The organism is Nocardia sp. NPDC004068, assembly GCF_042874315.1.
Taxonomy (GTDB): domain Bacteria; phylum Actinomycetota; class Actinomycetes; order Mycobacteriales; family Mycobacteriaceae; genus Nocardia.
This window is the reverse complement of record NZ_JBIAMW010000006.1, coordinates 182,664-198,490: the sequence shown is the minus strand read 5'-3', so window position 1 is coordinate 198,490 and position 15,827 is coordinate 182,664. Positions and strand designations below refer to the sequence as shown.

Below are 15,827 nucleotides of genomic sequence, written 5' to 3'. Positions count from 1 at the left end.
GCCGTGCAACCGAGTCCGACACCCTCGACCGCCGGTGCGAGACGCGCCCGCCGGTCCCGCCATCGCGGCTGGTCCATCGTCTTTCTGGCGGCGTTGCTGCTGCCGTTGCTGGCCGGGTGCCTGCGTGTGCAGGTCTCGATGGGGGTCTCGTCCAACGATCGGGTGTCGGGGCGGATCGTGGCCGCGGCCGTTCCGGTCAACGACAAGGACAAGGGGCCGGTGCTGAAGGCGCCGGAGACCCTGGCGAGCAAGGTGCGGGTGGAGCCGTATTCGCAGGACGGGTACGTGGGCAGTCAGGTGTACTTCGACGACCTCACCTTCGGCGAGGTGCAGCAGCTGAGCGGCCTGTCGGATCAGACGCAGGGGATGTTCAACCTCCAGTTCGTCCGCACCGGAGACCGCGTCACGCTCACCGGGCGGGTGGACCTGAAAACCCTTCCGCCGCAAGGGTCGGACGTCCAGTTCACCGTCGCCTTCCCCTCCCGCGTCGCCACCACCAACGGCAACCGCGAGGGCGATTCCATCGTCTCCTGGAAACTCCCCCCGGGCGATGTGAGCACCGTCCGCGCCGAGGTCAGCTACGCCGACCCCAACACCCGCTCCTTCGCGGGCTGGGCCGGAATCGTCGGCGGCATCACCCTCGCCGTCGCCGCCCTGGTAGCCGTCCTGGCCTACATGAACCGCAACCCCGCCCCACCCTGGATGCGCGAGAACGCCTGAGCCAGCGCAACGAGTGGCGGGTCCCGCGCCTATCGTGCGACGGGACCCGAACACGGCCCTGGCTGCGCGAGAACGTCTGAGCCAGCGCCGCGAGTGGCGGGTTCCGCGCCTATCGTGCGACGGGACCCGAACACGGCCCTGGCTGCGCGAGACCGCCCGAGCCCCAACGCTGCGAGTCGCTGGTTCCGCGCCTATCGTGCGACGGGACCAGACGCCGCGAGTGAGGGTTATGCCCTGGATGCGCGAGAACGCCTGAGCCTCAGGGCCGGGAGTTGGGGTTCCGCGTCTATCGTCCGCGCGCTCGGGGGGCCGGTCCGGGTAGCGTCGGAGGCGACAGCGGGAAGCGGGTGTGGGAGGCTGGACTTCACATGGATACGGTCACGGCTCGGGGTGTGGTAGCCGCCGCCGCGGGGTTGTCCGGGGCGGGGGGTGTGCTGGCCGCGTTCAATCGGGCGACCGTGCGGCAGTTGGGGGCGGTGGCCACCTCGGTCATCGAGCCCGTGACCGTGTGCGTGCCCGCCCGGGACGAGGCCGATCGGCTGCCCGCCCTGATCGCGGATCTGCGCGCCCAGCGCGGGCTTTCGCGGATGCGGGTGCTGATCCTCGACGACGATTCCACCGACGGGACGTATCAGGCCGCGGTGGCGGCGGTCGACGGGGACGAGCGGTTCACGATCGTCACCATCGAGACCGCGCCGCGCGCCGGCTGGACAGGCAAGACCGCGGCGTGCGCCCGGCTGGCCGAGATCGCCGGGGTGACAACCGGTTCCGAGCCGCCCGCCGGGGTGCTGATCTTCCTGGACGCCGATGTGCGCCTGGGTCCGGGCGCGATCGCGGCCGCCGTCGGCGAGTTGCGGCGGTCGGGCGCGGCGCTGGTCGTCCCGTGGCCGTATCAGCGGGCCGAATCGCTGGCCGAGGCGCTGGTGCAGCCGCTGCTGTGCTGGTCGTGGGCGACGACCCTGCCGGTGCGGCTGACCAATCACAGCCTGCGCCCCACGACGGCCGTGTCCTGCGGGCAGTTCCTGGTCTTCGACGCCAAGGCGTATCGCGCGGTGGGCGGGCACGCGGCCGTCGCCGCGGACGTCACCGAGGATCTGGCCCTGGCCCGCGCCCTGCGCCGCGCCGGGAAACGCACCGCCCTGGTCGGCGCGGGACGCGTCGCGAGCACCCGGATGTACCGCAGCGCAACCGATCTCGACGCGGGCTACAGCCGCTGGCTGTGGTCGGCCTACGGATCTCCCGGCGGCAGCGCGGCCGTCGGCGCGGCCGCCGCGCTGGGCTACTGGCTCCCGCCCCTGGCCGCCGTCCTCGGTCACGGCACGGTCCGCCGCCTCGGCGTCCTCGGCTACGCGACCGCCGTCGGCGGCCGAATCCTGGCGCGCTCCCTCGAATCCGGCGGCACCCCCACCCCCGCGGATCTCCTTGCCGCCCTGGCCCATCCCCTCTCCATCGCCGCCTACCTCCGCCTGTCGATCCGCTCCCACCGCCTCCACCACGCGGGCGAACTGACCTGGAAGGGCCGCCCCATCGCCGCCCGCGCGGGATGAACCCGAGCACATCCAGCACCGGCGTCTCGTGGTCGAATCGCCCGGGATGAGCCGCGGCGCAAGGGATCCGCGAGCCGACCAGCGAGAGCGACCCCGTTTACGCTTGCGGCGCAACGGGTTTCGGGTCAGGGCACGGTGGTGATGCCGACCGTCGGCAGGAAGAAGCAGGTCTGGGCGCCGTCGCGGACCGTGCCGAACATCAGGGACAGGACGGTGCCGGAACCGGTGTCGACCGGCACCACGCGGACGCCGCCCGCGGGCAGCATGCGGGCCAGGAAGTCGTGGACGACGGATTCGGCCATGCCGCGGGCGGGTTCGGGGATCTGCGGGGGGACGAGGATGTCGACCAGGCCGGACAGCGGGCCCATGGGGGCCATGCCGCCGCGACCGGTCGCGGTGTTGAACCAGGCCACCTGCATACCGGAGGTGTCGGGTCCGTCGGGGGCCAGACCCATCGGGACGAACGCGAACAGGGTCTGCCCCGCCTTCACCCCGGCCAGATCCAGCCCGGGGACGGCGAGGACGTTCTGCGGCCACGGGCCGGGCACGGCACCGGCCACCGCGGGCGTCGCACCGCAGTTCGGCGAGACCGACGGCCACAGGAACGGCTGCACGCCCAGCCGACGCAGCGCCTCGACGGCCTGGTCGTAGCTGGTGAGCGCGTCCACGGAGGTCGCGGCCCGCTCGGCGCGCGCGATGGCGGCGGCGGGATCGGGGGTGTCGGCGGCGGCGGACCCGGCCCAGACACCGGCGGAGAGCACTGCCGCGGCCACGGTCGCGGCGAGACGGGCGAACGAATGCGGCACGGACACCGGCGTACTCCTTCGCGAGCGGATTCCTCGACGTCACGGACCAGGCGACGGTACCGCCACGAGCCCGCGCCACGCCCGCGAAACGCCGGGGTGAGCGCGCGAAATCAGGCGCTCACCGGCGCGGCCGACACCGTGTACCCGAGATTGGTGAGCACCTCGCTCGTCGCCTTGGCGAAGTTCAGCGTGATGAAGTGCAGGCACGGCGCCCCCTCCGCGATCAACCGCGCCCCGATCTCGGTGGCGATCTCGATCCCCACCGACCGCACCGCGTCGCGATTGCGCTCGGGATCGTTGCCCGCCGCCTTCTCCAGCCGCGCCATCAGGGGCGCGGGCAACGGCCGCCCGGACAGCTCCTCGGCCCGCTGCACCGTGCGCAGCGAGGTGATCGGCATGAGCTCGGGGATGATCGGCTTCTCGCCCTCGACCGGGTCGCATTCGATCACCCGGTCGCGCAGCCGCAGATAGTGATCCACGTCGAAGAACATCTGCGTGATCGAATACTCCGCGCCCGCACGCAGTTTCGCGCACAGATAGCGGGTGTCGTGGTCGAGATCCGGCGAGCGATGATGCCCCTGCGGGAACGAGGCCACCCCGACGTGGAAGTCGCCGAGTTCGCACACCATCCGCACCAGTTCCTCGGCGTACTCGAGGCCCTCGGGATGCCGCTGCCACTCCCCCAGCGGATCGCCGGGCGGATCGCCGCGCAGCACCAGCAGATTGCGAATGCCGGAGTCGGCGTAGGCGCCCACGATCGAGCGCAGTTCGGCCACGCTGTGCCCGACCGCGGTCAGATGCGCGACCGTCAGCAGCGTGGTGTCGCGGGCCAGCTGACCGGTCACCCGCGCGGTGCGGTCGCGGGTCGAACCGCCCGCCCCGTAGGTCATCGACACGAACGCCGGATGCATGCGCTCGAATTCGCGTGCCGCCCGCCACAATCGGGCCTCGGCGGCGGCGTCGCGCGGCGGATTGAACTCGACCGAGAAGGGGATCACGCCGTCCGGACGGCTCCGCAACGCGCCGACGACGGATGGAGTTCCGGAGACCCGAGGTGTCCGGGAAGGTCGGCCAGGGGTCGATCGTCCCCGTACAATGTCAGAACTCACCGGCCCAGTGTAGTCGGCGGGTCCGACGCCCCCGAGATGTCGGGGTACGCCCGGGCAGTATCGTTCCACCCAGCGCTGTGTTCACGATCGACGCGTCGAGTCACCATGGGAGGTTCCGATGTCCGCTGGTACTTCGACACGTCCGGCATCGACCGACAAGTCGGCGCTCATCGCCGCCGTCCAGCAGACCCTGGTCGAATTCTTCGACTCCCGGCACGAGTTCGTCGACGAACTCGGCCCGGTGTTCGTGACCGCCGCCGATTCGCTGCGCGACTTCGTGCTGCGCGGCGGAAAACGCACCCGGCCCGCCTTCGCGTGGACGGGCTGGCTCGGCGCGGGCGGCGACCCGAGCGGACCCGCCGCCCCGGCCGTGCTGCGCGCGTGCGCCGCGCTCGAGCTGGTGCAGGCGTGCGCGCTCATCCACGACGACATCATCGACTCCTCCCGCACCCGGCGCGGATTCCCCACCGTGCACGTCGATTTCGAGCGTCGCCACCGCGACCGCGAATGGGGCGGCGACCCGGCGCATTTCGGCATCAGCGTCGGCATCCTCGTCGGTGATCTCGCGCTGGCCTGGGCCGACGACATGATCGCCGCGGCCGGGCTCGATCCGGCGGCCTTCGCCCGCCTCGCCCCGGTGTGGGCGGCCATGCGCACCGAGGTGCTGGGCGGGCAGCTGCTCGACATCCACGGTGAGGCGGGCGCGGACGATTCGGTGGCGGCCGCGCTGCGGATCAACCGCTACAAGACCGCCGCCTACACCATCGAACGGCCGCTGCACCTGGGCGCGGCGCTGGCCGACGCCGATGCCGGGCTGATCGCCGCCTATCGCGAGTTCGGCACCGACATCGGCATCGCCTTCCAGCTGCGCGACGACCTGCTGGGCGTGTTCGGCGATCCCGAGGTCACCGGCAAACCCTCCGGCGACGACCTGCGCGAGGGCAAGCGCACGGTCCTGATCGCCGAGGCGCTGCGCCGCGCCGACGCCACCGACCCGACCGCGGCCAAACTGCTGCGCGACTGCCTCGGAACCGAGCTGACCGCCGAGGAGGTGACGGGCCTGCGCGCGATGATCACCGATCTCGGCGCGGTCGACGAGGTGGAACGCCGGATCGAGGATCTCACCGATCGCGGCCTGGACGCGCTCGAGCGCAGTTCGGCCACCCCCGAGGCCAAGCGCCGCCTGCACGCCATGGCGGTGTCGGCGACCAAGCGCGTCTCCTGATCCGGGAGTCCGCGAACAGATGAAATCCGTTGCGGGACCGACGGATCAGGTGATCGTCGTCGGGGCCGGACTCGCCGGGCTGTCGGCCGCGCTGTATCTGACCGGTGCGGGCCGGGCCGTCACCGTGCTGGAGCGGGCCGATCATCCGGGCGGGCGGGTCGGGTTCTATCGCGGCCCGGACTACGAGATCGATTGCGGCGCGACGATTCTCACGCTGCCGAACCTGGTGGACGAGGCGCTGGCCGCGGTCGGGTCCGGCACGCATGCCGCGGGGCTGCGCATCCACCGGCTCGCGCCGGCCTACCACGCCCGCTTCGCCGACGGGTCGCATATCGAGGTGTTCGCCGAGGCCGACCGGATGGCCGCGGAAGTGGCCCGCGCGTGCGGGGCAGCGGAGGTGAATCGTCATGCGGCGCTGCGGGATTGGCTCGCGCGCCTCTATTCGGCCGCCTACCCGCACTTCATGGACACCAACTTCGACTCACCCCTGGATCTGGTCCGCCTGCCGGACAAACGCGCGGCCCTCGCGGAACTGGTGCGGCTGGGCGCGTTCGGCCGCCTCGGCCCGCGCGTGCACCGCGTCCTCGCCGATCCGCGGCTGGCCCGGCTCTACTCGTTCCAGGCGCTGTTCGCCGGGCTCGCCCCGGCCGAGGCGCTGTCGGTGTACGGGTCGATCGCGCACATGGACACCACGCTGGGGGTGTACTTCCCCGAGGGCGGGATGCGGTCCGTCACGGCCGCGCTGGCCCGCGCCCTCGTCGCCGCGGGCGGGCGACTGGAACTGGGCGCCGAGGCGGCGGGCATCGACTACGCCGACGGCCGGGCGCGGCGGGTGCGCTGCGCGGACGGGCGGAGCTTCGACTGCGACGCGGTGGTCCTCACCGCCGACCTCGGCTCGCTCGCGCGCTTCGGCCTCGCGCCGCGCCGCCTACGCGCCTCGCCGTCGGCGGTCGTGGCGCACGGCACGATTCCCGCCGACGTGGCCGCCGCCTGGCCGGGGTCCGCGCACCACACCATCGACTTCGGCGCGGCGTGGGATCGCACGTTCACCGAGATGATCCGGCACGGGCGGCTCATGAGCGATCCGTCGCTGCTGCTCACCCGCCCCGCGCTCACCGATCCCGGCCTGCTGATCGAGCGGGCCACCGGCGCGTACGAACCGCTGTCGGTGCTGGCGCCGTGCCCGAATCTCGATGCGGCGCCGCTGGATTGGGATCGGCTCGGCCCGGCCTATCTGCGCGAGCTGCTGGCGACGCTCGAGGCGCGCGGATATCGGGGCATCGCCGACCATTTCGCCGTCGACCACCTCGACACGCCGCACACCTGGCGGGACCGGGGCATGATGGCGGGGACACCGTTCTCGGCGGCGCACCTGTTCCGCCAGACCGGCCCCTTCCGCACCCGCAATCTGCCGCGCACCGCCACCAATGTCGTCCTGGCGGGTTGTGGCACCACGCCGGGAGTCGGTGTACCGACTACGCTGCTGTCGGGAAAGCTGGCCGCCCAGCGCATCACGGGCGACCCGCGGCCCACCGGAACGCTCCCCGGGCGAACCGGCGCGCTGATGTCCTCGGCGGACTACTAAACTGTCCGGCGACCTACCAACCGCGGTTTCGACCGCACCGACTGTCCGGGGGGAAAACGACGACCTATGCCGACCCCCGAGACGGATACCGCCACCGCGGCCCCGATGGTGACCCCCGAGTCGCTCGGCGCCACGCCGATGGCCCACACCCCCACCTGGTGGACGCGCACCGGGGACTTCCTGCGCAGTCCCGAGGGACACGCCGCGCTGCTCGGTTTCTGGGGCGCGCTGGGCATCACCTTCGGCGGGCTCGGCGCGGGCGCGGTCCGGCGTAACGACCCGCTGCTGGAACAGGTGCACCTGTCGTGGTTGCGGTTCGGGCACGGGTACGCGCTGGCGACCATCGTGGTGTGGCTGGGCGTGCTGGCGATGATCGTGGCATGGGTCCGCTTGGGGCGCATCACGATCGGCACCGGCGGGCACGCGGGCACCGTGACGCTCAACGAGTTGCGGGCGATCGTGGGCATCTGGATCTTCCCGCTGTTGTTCGCGGTGCCGATGTTCAGCCAGGACGTCTACTCGTATCTGGCGCAGGGCTCGCTGCTGCGCGACGGCTACGACCCCTATCGGGTCAGTCCGGTGCAGGGGTTGCATTCGGGCGTGCTGCTGGACAACGTGAGCCGGGTCTGGCTCGACACCACCGCGCCCTACGGGCCGATCTTCCTGCTGCTGGGCCGCGCGATCACGATGGTCACCCGCGACAACGTGGTGGCCGGGACGATCGCCATGCGGCTGGTCATGCTGCCGGGCCTGGCGCTGATGATGTGGGCGATCCCGCACCTGACCAAACACCTCGGCGGTAAGCCGACGGTCGCGCTGTGGCTGGCGGTGCTCAACCCGCTGGTGCTGATCCATCTCATCGGCGGCGTGCACAACGAGATGCTGATGGTCGGGCTGATGGCGGCGGGGATCGCGCTGGTGCTCGAGCATCGGCACGTGGCCGGGATCGTGGTGATCGCGATCGGCGTGGCCATCAAGGCGACCGCGGGCGTGGCGCTGCCGTTCCTGGTGTGGATCTGGATGATTCACGAACGCGAGCGGCGGGCCGCCGAGAACGAGGGTCCGCTACCGCATCCGATCCGGACGTTCGTGAAGATCGGCGGGCTCGGGGTGGCGGTGTTCGCCGTCGTGTTCGCGGTGGCCTCGGCGACCGCGGGGGTGGGCATCGGCTGGCTGACCGCGCTGTCGGGCTCGAAGAAGATCATCAACTGGCTGTCGCTGCCGACCGTGCTGGGGTACGTGGTGACGTGGCTGTCGCCGTTGCGGTTCGAGACGGTGCTGCCGATCACCCGGATGCTGTGCGCGGTGGCGCTGGTGGCGATCCTGGCGTGGACGTGGTGGCGGTTCAAGCACACCGAGCGGCAGGCGGTGCTGGGCATCCTCATCGCGTTCGTGGCGATCGTGATCCTCTCGCCCGCGGCGCTGCCCTGGTACTACTCGTGGCCGCTGGCGCTGGCGGCGGGTTTCGCGCTGTCCACGCCGACGCTCATGGTGCTGGTCGGGTTGTGTACGTGGCTGATGCTGGTGTTCCAGCCGGACGGGTCGATCGGGCTCTACAACTTCTGGCACGTCGCGGCGGCCACGTTCGTCGCGGTGGTGGCGGCGCTGTCGCTGCGCACCGTGGACCCGCTGCGGCTGCGGGCCGAGAAATCCGGGCGGTGACCGAAACCGGTGCGCTCGCGGCCTATCGGCACTGCGAGCGGATCGCGGCCGCGCATGGGCGCACCTACTTCCTGGCGGCCCGGCTGCTGTCCCCCGATCGGCGGCGGGCCGTGCACGCGCTGTACGCCTTCGCCCGCGAGGTGGACGACATCGTCGACGGCGGCGCGAAAGACGCTGCGGCGCAACTGGATCGGATCGAGCGGCGGTTGCTGGACCGGCTCGACGCGGGCGATCCCGGCGATCCGGGTGAGCCCGTGCTGTTCGCGGTGACGGACACGATCCTGCGGTACGGCATCGCGCGCGGTCACTTTCGCGTGTTCCTCGATTCGATGCGCATGGACGTCCCCGGTTCCCCGCTGTTCCGCGACCGCTACCCCACCATGGCCGACCTCCGCGTGTACATGCGCGGCTCGGCCGCCGCCATCGGCCTGCAACTCCTCCCCGTCCTGGGCACGACCGTCCCCCTCGCCGAGGCCGAACCCCCCGCCGCCGCCCTCGGGGAGGCCTTCCAGCTCACCAACTTCCTCCGCGACATCGCCGAAGACCTCGACCGCGACCGCGTCTACCTCCCCGCCGACGACTGGACCGCCTTCGGCGTCGACCCCGCCCTCCTCACCCACTGCCGCCGCACCGGCCGCACCGACCCCCGAGTCCGCCGCGCCCTGTCCCACTTCATCGCCCTCACCCGCGACCTCTACCGCGCCGCCCTCCCCGGCATCGACCTCCTCCACCCCCGAGTCCGCCCCGCCATCCGCACCGCGGCCGCCCTCTACGCCGAAATCCTCGACGAGATCGAACGCTCCGACTACACCGTCTTCACCCACCGAGCCGTCGTCCCCAACCACCGCCGACTATGGGTCGCCGCAAGGGAATTCGCTGGGGGCGATCCCCGTCGTCCCGGCCTGGGGGCCGTGACGACGGGGAACAAGTAGGGCTTCGTCCCGCGGCGGTCGATCCCCGTTGTCCCGGCCTGGGGGCCGTGACAACGGGGAACAGGTAGGGGCTTCGCCGGGCTTCCTCCCGGGGCCTAAGCTTCTCCCCTGTCCCGAGCTCCTCCCATGTCCCCGAGCGAAGCGAGGGGTCAGAACGGGTCCGCGGCCGCGCGGCGGAGGACCTCGCGGGCCAAGGGGCCGTGGATGGCGTCGATGGGGCGGCCGGGGAGGGTGTCGTCAGGGGTGTAGATCCACTCGAGGATTTCCTCGTCGGTGTATTTGGCGTCGCGCATGACGGTGATCAGGCCGGTGAGGTGTTTGGCGACGGCGCCGGTGGGGTCGAAGAACTCCGTGGGGATGCCGGGGATGCCCTGGCGGCGGACCGCGAGGATCTGGTGGTCGCGCAGCATCTGATGGACCTTGGTCACCGGGATGCCGAGTTGGTCGGCCACGTCCGGTAGCGGCAGCAGGGTCACCGATTCCGGAAGAACATCGTCGCTGCATGGAAATGCGCTCACCCCGACAACGGTAGTAGGTGGCGCCGGGCCCGTCGTGAGACACCCTGGCCGTATCCGCCTATACCATCGGGTGAGCCGTCACCGGGACGGCGTTCGCTTGTCGCGGCCGAAGCGAGAGGTGAGAGCTTTGTGAAAGTCGGAGGACATCAGTTGATCGGCCAGATGCTCGACGGGCGCTACCGCATCGACGCACCGATCGCGCGTGGCGGCATGTCGATGGTGTTTCGGGGGGTGGACACCCGGCTGGACCGGCCGGTCGCCATCAAGGTGATGGATCCGAAATTCGCGGGAGATCCGCAATTTCTGACCCGATTCGAATTCGAGGCCCGCTCGGTCGCCAAACTCAAACACCCGTCGCTGGTCGCGGTCTACGACCAGGGCATCGACGGCGAATACCCGTTCCTGATCATGGAACTGGTCGAGGGCGGCACCCTGCGCGAGCTGCTGCGCGAACGCGGCCCGATGCCCCCGCACGCGGTGCGCGCGGTCGCCGAACCGGTGCTGAAGGCGATCGGCGTGGCGCACCGGGCCGGGCTGATCCATCGCGACATCAAACCCGAGAACGTGCTCATCTCCGATTCCGGCGAGGTCAAGATCGCCGACTTCGGCCTGGTCCGCGCCGTCGCGGGCTCGAATATGACCTCGGCGAGCGTGATTCTCGGCACCGCCCACTACCTGTCCCCCGAACAGGTCACCGACGGCACCGCCGACGAGCGCAGCGACGTCTACTCCTTCGGCGTCCTGATCTTCGAAATGCTCACCGGCAGAACACCTTTCACCGGCGACAACTCGCTGTCCATCGCCTATCAGCGGGTCGAGAAGGATGTCCCCGCCCCGAGCCGCTTCATCGCCGGGGTGCCGCCGGAGTTCGACGAGCTGGTCGCCCGCGCCACCGCGCGCGAACCCGCGCACCGCTTCGCCGACGCCGACGAGATGGCCGCCGAACTGCGCCGCATCGCCACCGCCCTGCGGCTGCCCGACTATCGCGTGCCCGCGCCGAAGGAGTCGGCCGAACACCAGTCGGCCCGCCATCGCGTCGTCGCCGCCCCGGCCCCCGCCCCGCGCCCGGTGCCCGACGACGCGACCGTGAAGATCCCCGAACAGCGCCCGCCCGCACCGCAGCCCACCCGGATGATGACCGCCCACCAGCACCTGCCGGTCACCGGCGGGCACACCGCCCTCGCCGAACCCCCGCCCCCGCCGCCGCGCACCGGCTACGGCGACAGGCGCGGCAATTCCCGTGTGCGCGTGCTCATCTGGACCGGCATCGTGGTCGCGCTGGCCCTGCTCCTCGGCATCGGCGGCTGGTGGCTCGGCTTCGCGCGCTATTCGGCGGTGCCGCCCATCGCGGGCCTGGACACCGCCAAGGCCACCACGGCGTTGCAGGACGCCGGATTCGCCACCACGGTCCGCAACCGCGCCTCCGACATCATTCCCGTCGGGGGCGTGGTCGGCACCGATCCGGCGGCGGGCACCCGCGCGCTGAAGGGTTCGACGGTCGCGATCCTGATCTCCAGCGGCAAACCGCAGGTGCCGCAGTTCCAGCCGGGACAGGACGTCAAAACCGTCGAACAGGCCATCCGCGACGCCGGACTGCGGCCCGTCGACGGCGGCGAGATCGCCGACACCGCCCCCAAAGGCTCTGTGGCGCAACTGGATCCGGCCCCCGGCACGGTCCTGCCCACCAACGCCTCGGTGAAGGTGGTGCGCAGCAAGGGTTCCCAGCCGATCAAGGTGCCCGACGTGCGCGGCAAGACCGTGGACGAGGCCCGCGCGGCCCTGCAGAAGGTCGGCCTGGTGGTGGGCGACACCCGCGGCGAATTCGATCCGAAGATCAAGTCCGGCCAGGTGATCGGCACCGATCCGGCGGCCAACCAGAGCGCGCTGTCGGGTCAGACCGTCGCGCTGATCGTCTCCGACGCGATCGAGATCCCCGACGTGACCGGGATGACCGCCGCGTCCGCCCGCGCCCAGCTCGAGGGCATGGGTTTGAAGGTGGTGTTGAACAACGTCTTCAGTACCGACCGCGGCACCGTGCGCGTGCAGACCCCGTTCGCCGGGTCGCAGGTCGAACCCGGCGCGACCGTCACGCTGACGGTGCTGCCGTTCTGACTCCCCCGAGGCCCACGTTCGCGCCGGCCAGCAACTCGGCCTCGCTGATCCCCAACCGGGACGTGACGAGGTCGAGCGCCTGCTGCAGCACCGACTGCGAGCTGCCGCCGACGACCTGGGACTGCTCGGTGCGGGCGAGCCCGCGCAACACCCGTATCCGGCAGCGCCAGGCGATTCCGGCGACGTCGACCTGCGGCCGTTCGATGACGACCGAGACGGGCACGCCGTCGCGTTCGAACTCGTAGGACGCCAGCGGCGTCACCTCGCGCTCGGGGGCCACCCGCGCTGCCCCGAGCCTGGTCGTCTTCTTCATCCCGCCTCCTGAACCCGTTCCCGCGTAATCCGTTCGTCCCCGACAAAACGGAACACAGCCGAAACTAGTTCAGCAGGCCATGCTTAGCAACTTTTCAGCAAACAATTAACCGAAGCGTCACGCGACCGCGAGCAGCGGGGCGCCCGTCTCCGGATCGTTGATCGCGACCACCGCGTCCGTGCTGAACACCTCGACGGTCGCACCGCCCACGGCCGGGCTGATATTCGTCGTCACCTGCGCGCAGAACGCGGTGGGGTGATACCCCCAGGAGATATTGAAGATCAGCAACCGGCTGCCGTCGCGCAACACCACCTCCGACGGCATACCGTCACGGTCGCGATCTCGCAGCAAACGCAGAATCGTGCGGTCGGCCGGTTCGACGCGCAACGGTCCGGGGCCACGGAAGACGACGTGCACCTCCGCGTCCGTCACCGCAGCATCTCGGCGACGAGGAAGGCCAGTTCCAGCGACTGCTGGGTGTTCAGGCGCGGATCGCACGCGGTCTCGTAGCGGTTCTCCAGGTCGAGATCGGAGATGTCCTGCGCGCCGCCGAGGCATTCGGTGACGTTCTCGCCGGTGAGCTCGATGTGCAGGCCGCCCGGGTGGGTGCCCAGCGCGTGATGCACCTCGAAGAAGCCTTGCACCTCGTCGACGATGCGATCGAAGTGGCGGGTCTTGTAGCCGGTGGAGGATTCGTGGGTGTTGCCGTGCATGGGGTCGCACTGCCAGATGACCTGATGGCCGGTGGCCTGCACCTTCTCCACGATCGGGGGCAGCACGTCGCGAACCTTGTTGTTGCCCATGCGCGCGACGAGGGTCAACCGGCCCGGTTCGTTGTTGGGGTCGAGCCGCTCGACGTACTCGACCGCGAGTTCCGGAGTGGTGGACGGGCCGATCTTGAGGCCGATCGGATTGGCCAGCAGTTCGGCGAGGGCGATGTGCGCGCCGTCGAGCTGGCGGGTGCGCTCGCCGATCCACAGGAAGTGCGCCGACAGGTCGTAGAGCACCGGATCGCCCGCGGCGTTCTCCGACAGCCGCAGCATGGCCCGCTCGTAGTCGAGGACCAGCGCCTCGTGACTGGCGTAGATCTTGGCGGCCTGCAGGCTCGGATCCTGCACCCGGCAGGCGGTCATGAACCGCAGGCCGCGGTCGATCTCCTCGGCCATCTGCTCGTAGCGGGCCCCGGCCGGGGACTGGGCGACGAAGTCGCGGTTCCAGTCGTGCACCTTGTGCAGATCGGCCATGCCCGCACCGGTCAGCGCGCGCACCAGATTCATCGCCGCGCTGGCGTTGGCGTAGGCGCGGACCAGCCGCGACGGATCGTGTTCGCGCACAGCGGCATCCGCGACGATCGAGTTGATCATGTCGCCGCGGTAGGACTTCAGCCCCAGCGCGTCGGTGTCGGCCGAGCGCGGCTTGGCGTACTGGCCCGCGATCCGGGCCACCTTCACCACCGGCAGGCTCGCGCCGTAGGTCAGCACGACCGCCATCTGCAACAGCGTGCGGATGTTGCCGCGGATGTGGGGTTCGGTGTTGTCGGCGAAGGTCTCCGCGCAGTCCCCGCCCTGGATCAGGAACGCCTCCCCCCGCGCCACCTCGGCCAGCCGCTCCCGCAGCTCCTCCACCTCGGCGGGCACACAGATCGGCGGCACGCTCTCCAGCACCGTCCGCATCTTCCCCGCCAGCTCGGCGTCCCACGAGGGCTGCTGCAACGCCGGACGGGACAGGGCGTCGTCCAGACGCCGACGCAGCTCGGCGGGCAACGGAGGCAGTTCCGGCAAGCGATCGATCGGTACGTCGACGGTCCAGTTCACCAGTTCAGAATAATGACCTCGCCGCATGACGCGACACTCGGAGGCGAGGGCGGTGTCTCGGGGGGCTGTCGCGGGTCCGTAGGCTCGCCCTCGACCGCCGCGGTGCCCCGCGCACCGATCCGACCGCGCACGAGGAGTGGACCGATCGCGCTTCGATACTTTTACGACTGCGAATTCGTCGAGGACGGCAAGACGATCGATCTGATCTCGATCGGCGTGGTCTGTGAGGACGGGCGTGAATATTACGCGGTCTCAACGGAATTCGATGCCGGGCGGGCGGGGCCGTGGGTGCGGCGCAACGTGTTGCCGAAGTTGCCCTCGCCCGCGTCGCCACTGTGGCGCAGCCGCGGCCGGATTCGGGACGAGCTGTATCGGTTCCTCGTGCCGCGGGTGAGTGTGGAACCGGAGTTGTGGGCGTGGGTGGGTGCCTACGACCACGTGGCCCTGTGCCAGCTGTGGGGATCGATGGTGGACCTGCCCGCGGCGATGCCGCGCTATACCAACGAACTGCGGCAGCACTGGGAGATGTCCGGACGCCCGCCGTTGCCACCCGTACCGGCCGACGCCCACGACGCGCTCGCCGACGCCCGCCACAACCTCGCCAAGTTCGAGGCGATCGAGGCGTTCCGGCGGCAGGCGTCCTGAGCCGGGGCAGGCCCCGCATATGAGGGCCGCGAGACATCCCTGGGCGGTGGCCAACTGGGGCCTGGGCGGCGGCCCAACCGGCCCTAGGCGGTGGCCGACTCCGGGATCCGGTCGGCGTCGGGACGGGTACCGGCGGGAACGGCCTTCTTCAGGCTGGCGGCGTAGACATCGACGTACTCCTGGCCCGACATCCGCATGAGCTCGTACATGATCTCGTCGGTGACCGCGCGCTCGACAAAACGGTTGCCGCCCATGCCCTCGTAGCGCGAGAAGTCGATGGGCTTACCGAATTTCACGGTGACGCGGGCCGGACGCCAGCGGAACGGGCCGGGCGGGCAGACGTCGTAGGTGCCGATGAGCGCGACGGGGATGACCGGGACGCCGGTCTCGAGCGCCAGCCGGGCGACGCCCGTCTTGCCCTTGTAGAGGCGGCCGTCGGGCGAGCGCGTGCCCTCGGGGTAGAGCCCGACGAGACGGCCCTCCGTCAGCAGCTTGCGCGCGGTCTCGAGCGCGTCCTCGGCCGCCGAGGCGCCGCTGCGGTCGATCGGGTACTGGCCGGTGCCGGAGAAGAAGAACTTCTGCAGCCGACCCTTCAGCCCGGGGGAGGTGAAGTACTCGGCCTTGGCCAGATAGGTGATACGGCGCGGACTCAGCAACGGAGTGAACAGCCAGTCGGTGAACGACAAATGATTGCCGGCGAGTATGGCTGGCCCGTCGCTCGGAATGTTCTCCACCCCTTCGACCTTCGGTCGATTGATCAGATGGATGAATGGTCCGACAAACACGAACTTCAACAGCCAGTAGAACATCGCGTCCTTTCCCCTGTGCGCAAAACCCCG

General features: G+C 70.6%; 15 protein-coding genes. 8 read left to right on the top strand and 7 right to left on the bottom strand.

Translation table 11 applies throughout. The features are described from left to right. Positions 1-3: 3 nt before the first annotated feature. The gene (locus ACFYTQ_RS16980) at positions 4-720 is read left to right on the top strand and encodes an LppM family (lipo)protein (protein WP_387361626.1); all 717 of its coding nucleotides are present in this window, start codon (positions 4-6) and stop codon (positions 718-720) included. A 368-nt stretch (positions 721-1,088) separates the two neighbouring features. Beyond that, positions 1,089-2,267, top strand: a complete 1,179-nt coding sequence (locus ACFYTQ_RS16975) for a glycosyltransferase family 2 protein (protein WP_387361624.1) — start codon at positions 1,089-1,091, stop codon at positions 2,265-2,267. 125 nt (positions 2,268-2,392) lie between these two features. Here ACFYTQ_RS16975 and ACFYTQ_RS16970 read toward each other — a convergent pair whose 3' ends face one another. Both ACFYTQ_RS16970 and ACFYTQ_RS16965 read right to left on the bottom strand, forming a co-directional pair. Beyond that, positions 2,393-3,079 (bottom strand): hypothetical protein, encoded by a 687-nt coding sequence (locus ACFYTQ_RS16970; RefSeq protein ID WP_387361622.1) that lies wholly within the window; start codon positions 3,077-3,079, stop codon positions 2,393-2,395. Between the two features lie 104 nt (positions 3,080-3,183). After that, a complete protein-coding gene (locus ACFYTQ_RS16965; RefSeq protein WP_387361620.1) occupies positions 3,184-4,182 on the bottom strand; it encodes a methylenetetrahydrofolate reductase in 999 nt (332 codons plus the stop codon). A 118-nt stretch (positions 4,183-4,300) separates the two neighbouring features. On the opposite strand from ACFYTQ_RS16965, the gene ACFYTQ_RS16960 reads away from it, so the two are divergent. The 4 genes from ACFYTQ_RS16960 to ACFYTQ_RS16945 all read left to right on the top strand — a co-directional run bounded on the left by ACFYTQ_RS16960 (position 4,301) and on the right by ACFYTQ_RS16945 (position 9,586). After that, positions 4,301-5,407 carry a polyprenyl synthetase family protein gene (locus tag ACFYTQ_RS16960; RefSeq protein ID WP_387361618.1) on the top strand — a complete coding sequence of 369 codons (1,107 nt, stop codon included), beginning with the start codon at positions 4,301-4,303 and terminating at the stop codon, positions 5,405-5,407. A gap of 19 nt (positions 5,408-5,426) precedes the next feature. After that, the gene (gene crtI / locus ACFYTQ_RS16955; protein WP_387361616.1) at positions 5,427-6,992 is read left to right on the top strand and encodes a phytoene desaturase family protein; all 1,566 of its coding nucleotides are present in this window, start codon (positions 5,427-5,429) and stop codon (positions 6,990-6,992) included. A gap of 66 nt (positions 6,993-7,058) precedes the next feature. Further along, entirely contained in the window at positions 7,059-8,654 is a 1,596-nt protein-coding gene (locus ACFYTQ_RS16950; RefSeq protein WP_387361614.1) for an alpha-(1->6)-mannopyranosyltransferase A, read from the top strand. After that, entirely contained in the window at positions 8,651-9,586 is a 936-nt protein-coding gene (locus ACFYTQ_RS16945; RefSeq protein ID WP_387361612.1) for a phytoene/squalene synthase family protein, read from the top strand. Before ACFYTQ_RS16950 ends, ACFYTQ_RS16945 begins: the two co-directional genes overlap by 4 nt. 149 nt (positions 9,587-9,735) lie before the next feature. Here the strand turns inward: ACFYTQ_RS16945 and ACFYTQ_RS16940 are convergent, their stop codons facing one another. Further along, positions 9,736-10,104 carry an Rv2175c family DNA-binding protein gene (locus ACFYTQ_RS16940; RefSeq protein ID WP_387361610.1) on the bottom strand — a complete coding sequence of 123 codons (369 nt, stop codon included), beginning with the start codon at positions 10,102-10,104 and terminating at the stop codon, positions 9,736-9,738. A gap of 162 nt (positions 10,105-10,266) precedes the next feature. Here ACFYTQ_RS16940 and pknB point away from each other — a divergent pair, with 162 nt between their 5' ends. After that, entirely contained in the window at positions 10,267-12,216 is a 1,950-nt protein-coding gene (gene pknB, locus ACFYTQ_RS16935) for a Stk1 family PASTA domain-containing Ser/Thr kinase (protein WP_387362280.1), read from the top strand. On the opposite strand, the gene ACFYTQ_RS16930 is transcribed toward pknB, so the two are convergent. The 3 genes from ACFYTQ_RS16930 to ACFYTQ_RS16920 all read right to left on the bottom strand — a co-directional run bounded on the left by ACFYTQ_RS16930 (position 12,191) and on the right by ACFYTQ_RS16920 (position 14,343). After that, on the bottom strand, positions 12,191-12,529 hold the full coding sequence (locus tag ACFYTQ_RS16930) for a hypothetical protein (protein ID WP_387361608.1): 339 nt from the start codon (positions 12,527-12,529) through the stop codon (positions 12,191-12,193). The genes pknB and ACFYTQ_RS16930 overlap by 26 nt on opposite strands. Positions 12,530-12,646: 117 nt before the next feature. Further along, a complete protein-coding gene (locus ACFYTQ_RS16925; protein ID WP_387361606.1) occupies positions 12,647-12,961 on the bottom strand; it encodes a hypothetical protein in 315 nt (104 codons plus the stop codon). Then, complete coding sequence (locus tag ACFYTQ_RS16920; protein ID WP_387361605.1) at positions 12,958-14,343, bottom strand: class II 3-deoxy-7-phosphoheptulonate synthase; 1,386 nt, start codon at positions 14,341-14,343, stop codon at positions 12,958-12,960. The genes ACFYTQ_RS16925 and ACFYTQ_RS16920 overlap by 4 nt, the downstream gene beginning before the upstream one ends. Positions 14,344-14,445: 102 nt before the next feature. On the opposite strand from ACFYTQ_RS16920, the gene ACFYTQ_RS16915 reads away from it, so the two are divergent. Beyond that, the gene (locus tag ACFYTQ_RS16915; protein ID WP_387361603.1) at positions 14,446-14,988 is read left to right on the top strand and encodes a polyadenylate-specific 3'-exoribonuclease AS; all 543 of its coding nucleotides are present in this window, start codon (positions 14,446-14,448) and stop codon (positions 14,986-14,988) included. A gap of 83 nt (positions 14,989-15,071) precedes the next feature. On the opposite strand, the gene ACFYTQ_RS16910 is transcribed toward ACFYTQ_RS16915, so the two are convergent. Then, complete coding sequence (locus ACFYTQ_RS16910) at positions 15,072-15,797, bottom strand: lysophospholipid acyltransferase family protein (RefSeq protein ID WP_387362278.1); 726 nt, start codon at positions 15,795-15,797, stop codon at positions 15,072-15,074. Between the last annotated feature and the right edge of the window lie 30 nt (positions 15,798-15,827).

What these genes read in the sequence shown, in the direction of transcription:
- ACFYTQ_RS16975 (WP_387361624.1), top strand. Translation starts at nt 1,089, where the DNA reads ATGGATACGGTCACGGCTCGGGGTGTGGTAGCCGCCGCCGCGGGGTTG.
- ACFYTQ_RS16960 (WP_387361618.1), top strand. Translation starts at nt 4,301, where the DNA reads ATGTCCGCTGGTACTTCGACACGTCCGGCATCGACCGACAAGTCGGCG.
- crtI (WP_387361616.1), top strand. Translation starts at nt 5,427, where the DNA reads ATGAAATCCGTTGCGGGACCGACGGATCAGGTGATCGTCGTCGGGGCC.
- ACFYTQ_RS16950 (WP_387361614.1), top strand. Translation starts at nt 7,059, where the DNA reads ATGCCGACCCCCGAGACGGATACCGCCACCGCGGCCCCGATGGTGACC.
- pknB (WP_387362280.1), top strand. Translation starts at nt 10,267, where the DNA reads ATGCTCGACGGGCGCTACCGCATCGACGCACCGATCGCGCGTGGCGGC.
- ACFYTQ_RS16930 (WP_387361608.1), bottom strand. Translation starts at nt 12,529, where the DNA reads ATGAAGAAGACGACCAGGCTCGGGGCAGCGCGGGTGGCCCCCGAGCGC.
- ACFYTQ_RS16910 (WP_387362278.1), bottom strand. Translation starts at nt 15,797, where the DNA reads ATGTTCTACTGGCTGTTGAAGTTCGTGTTTGTCGGACCATTCATCCAT.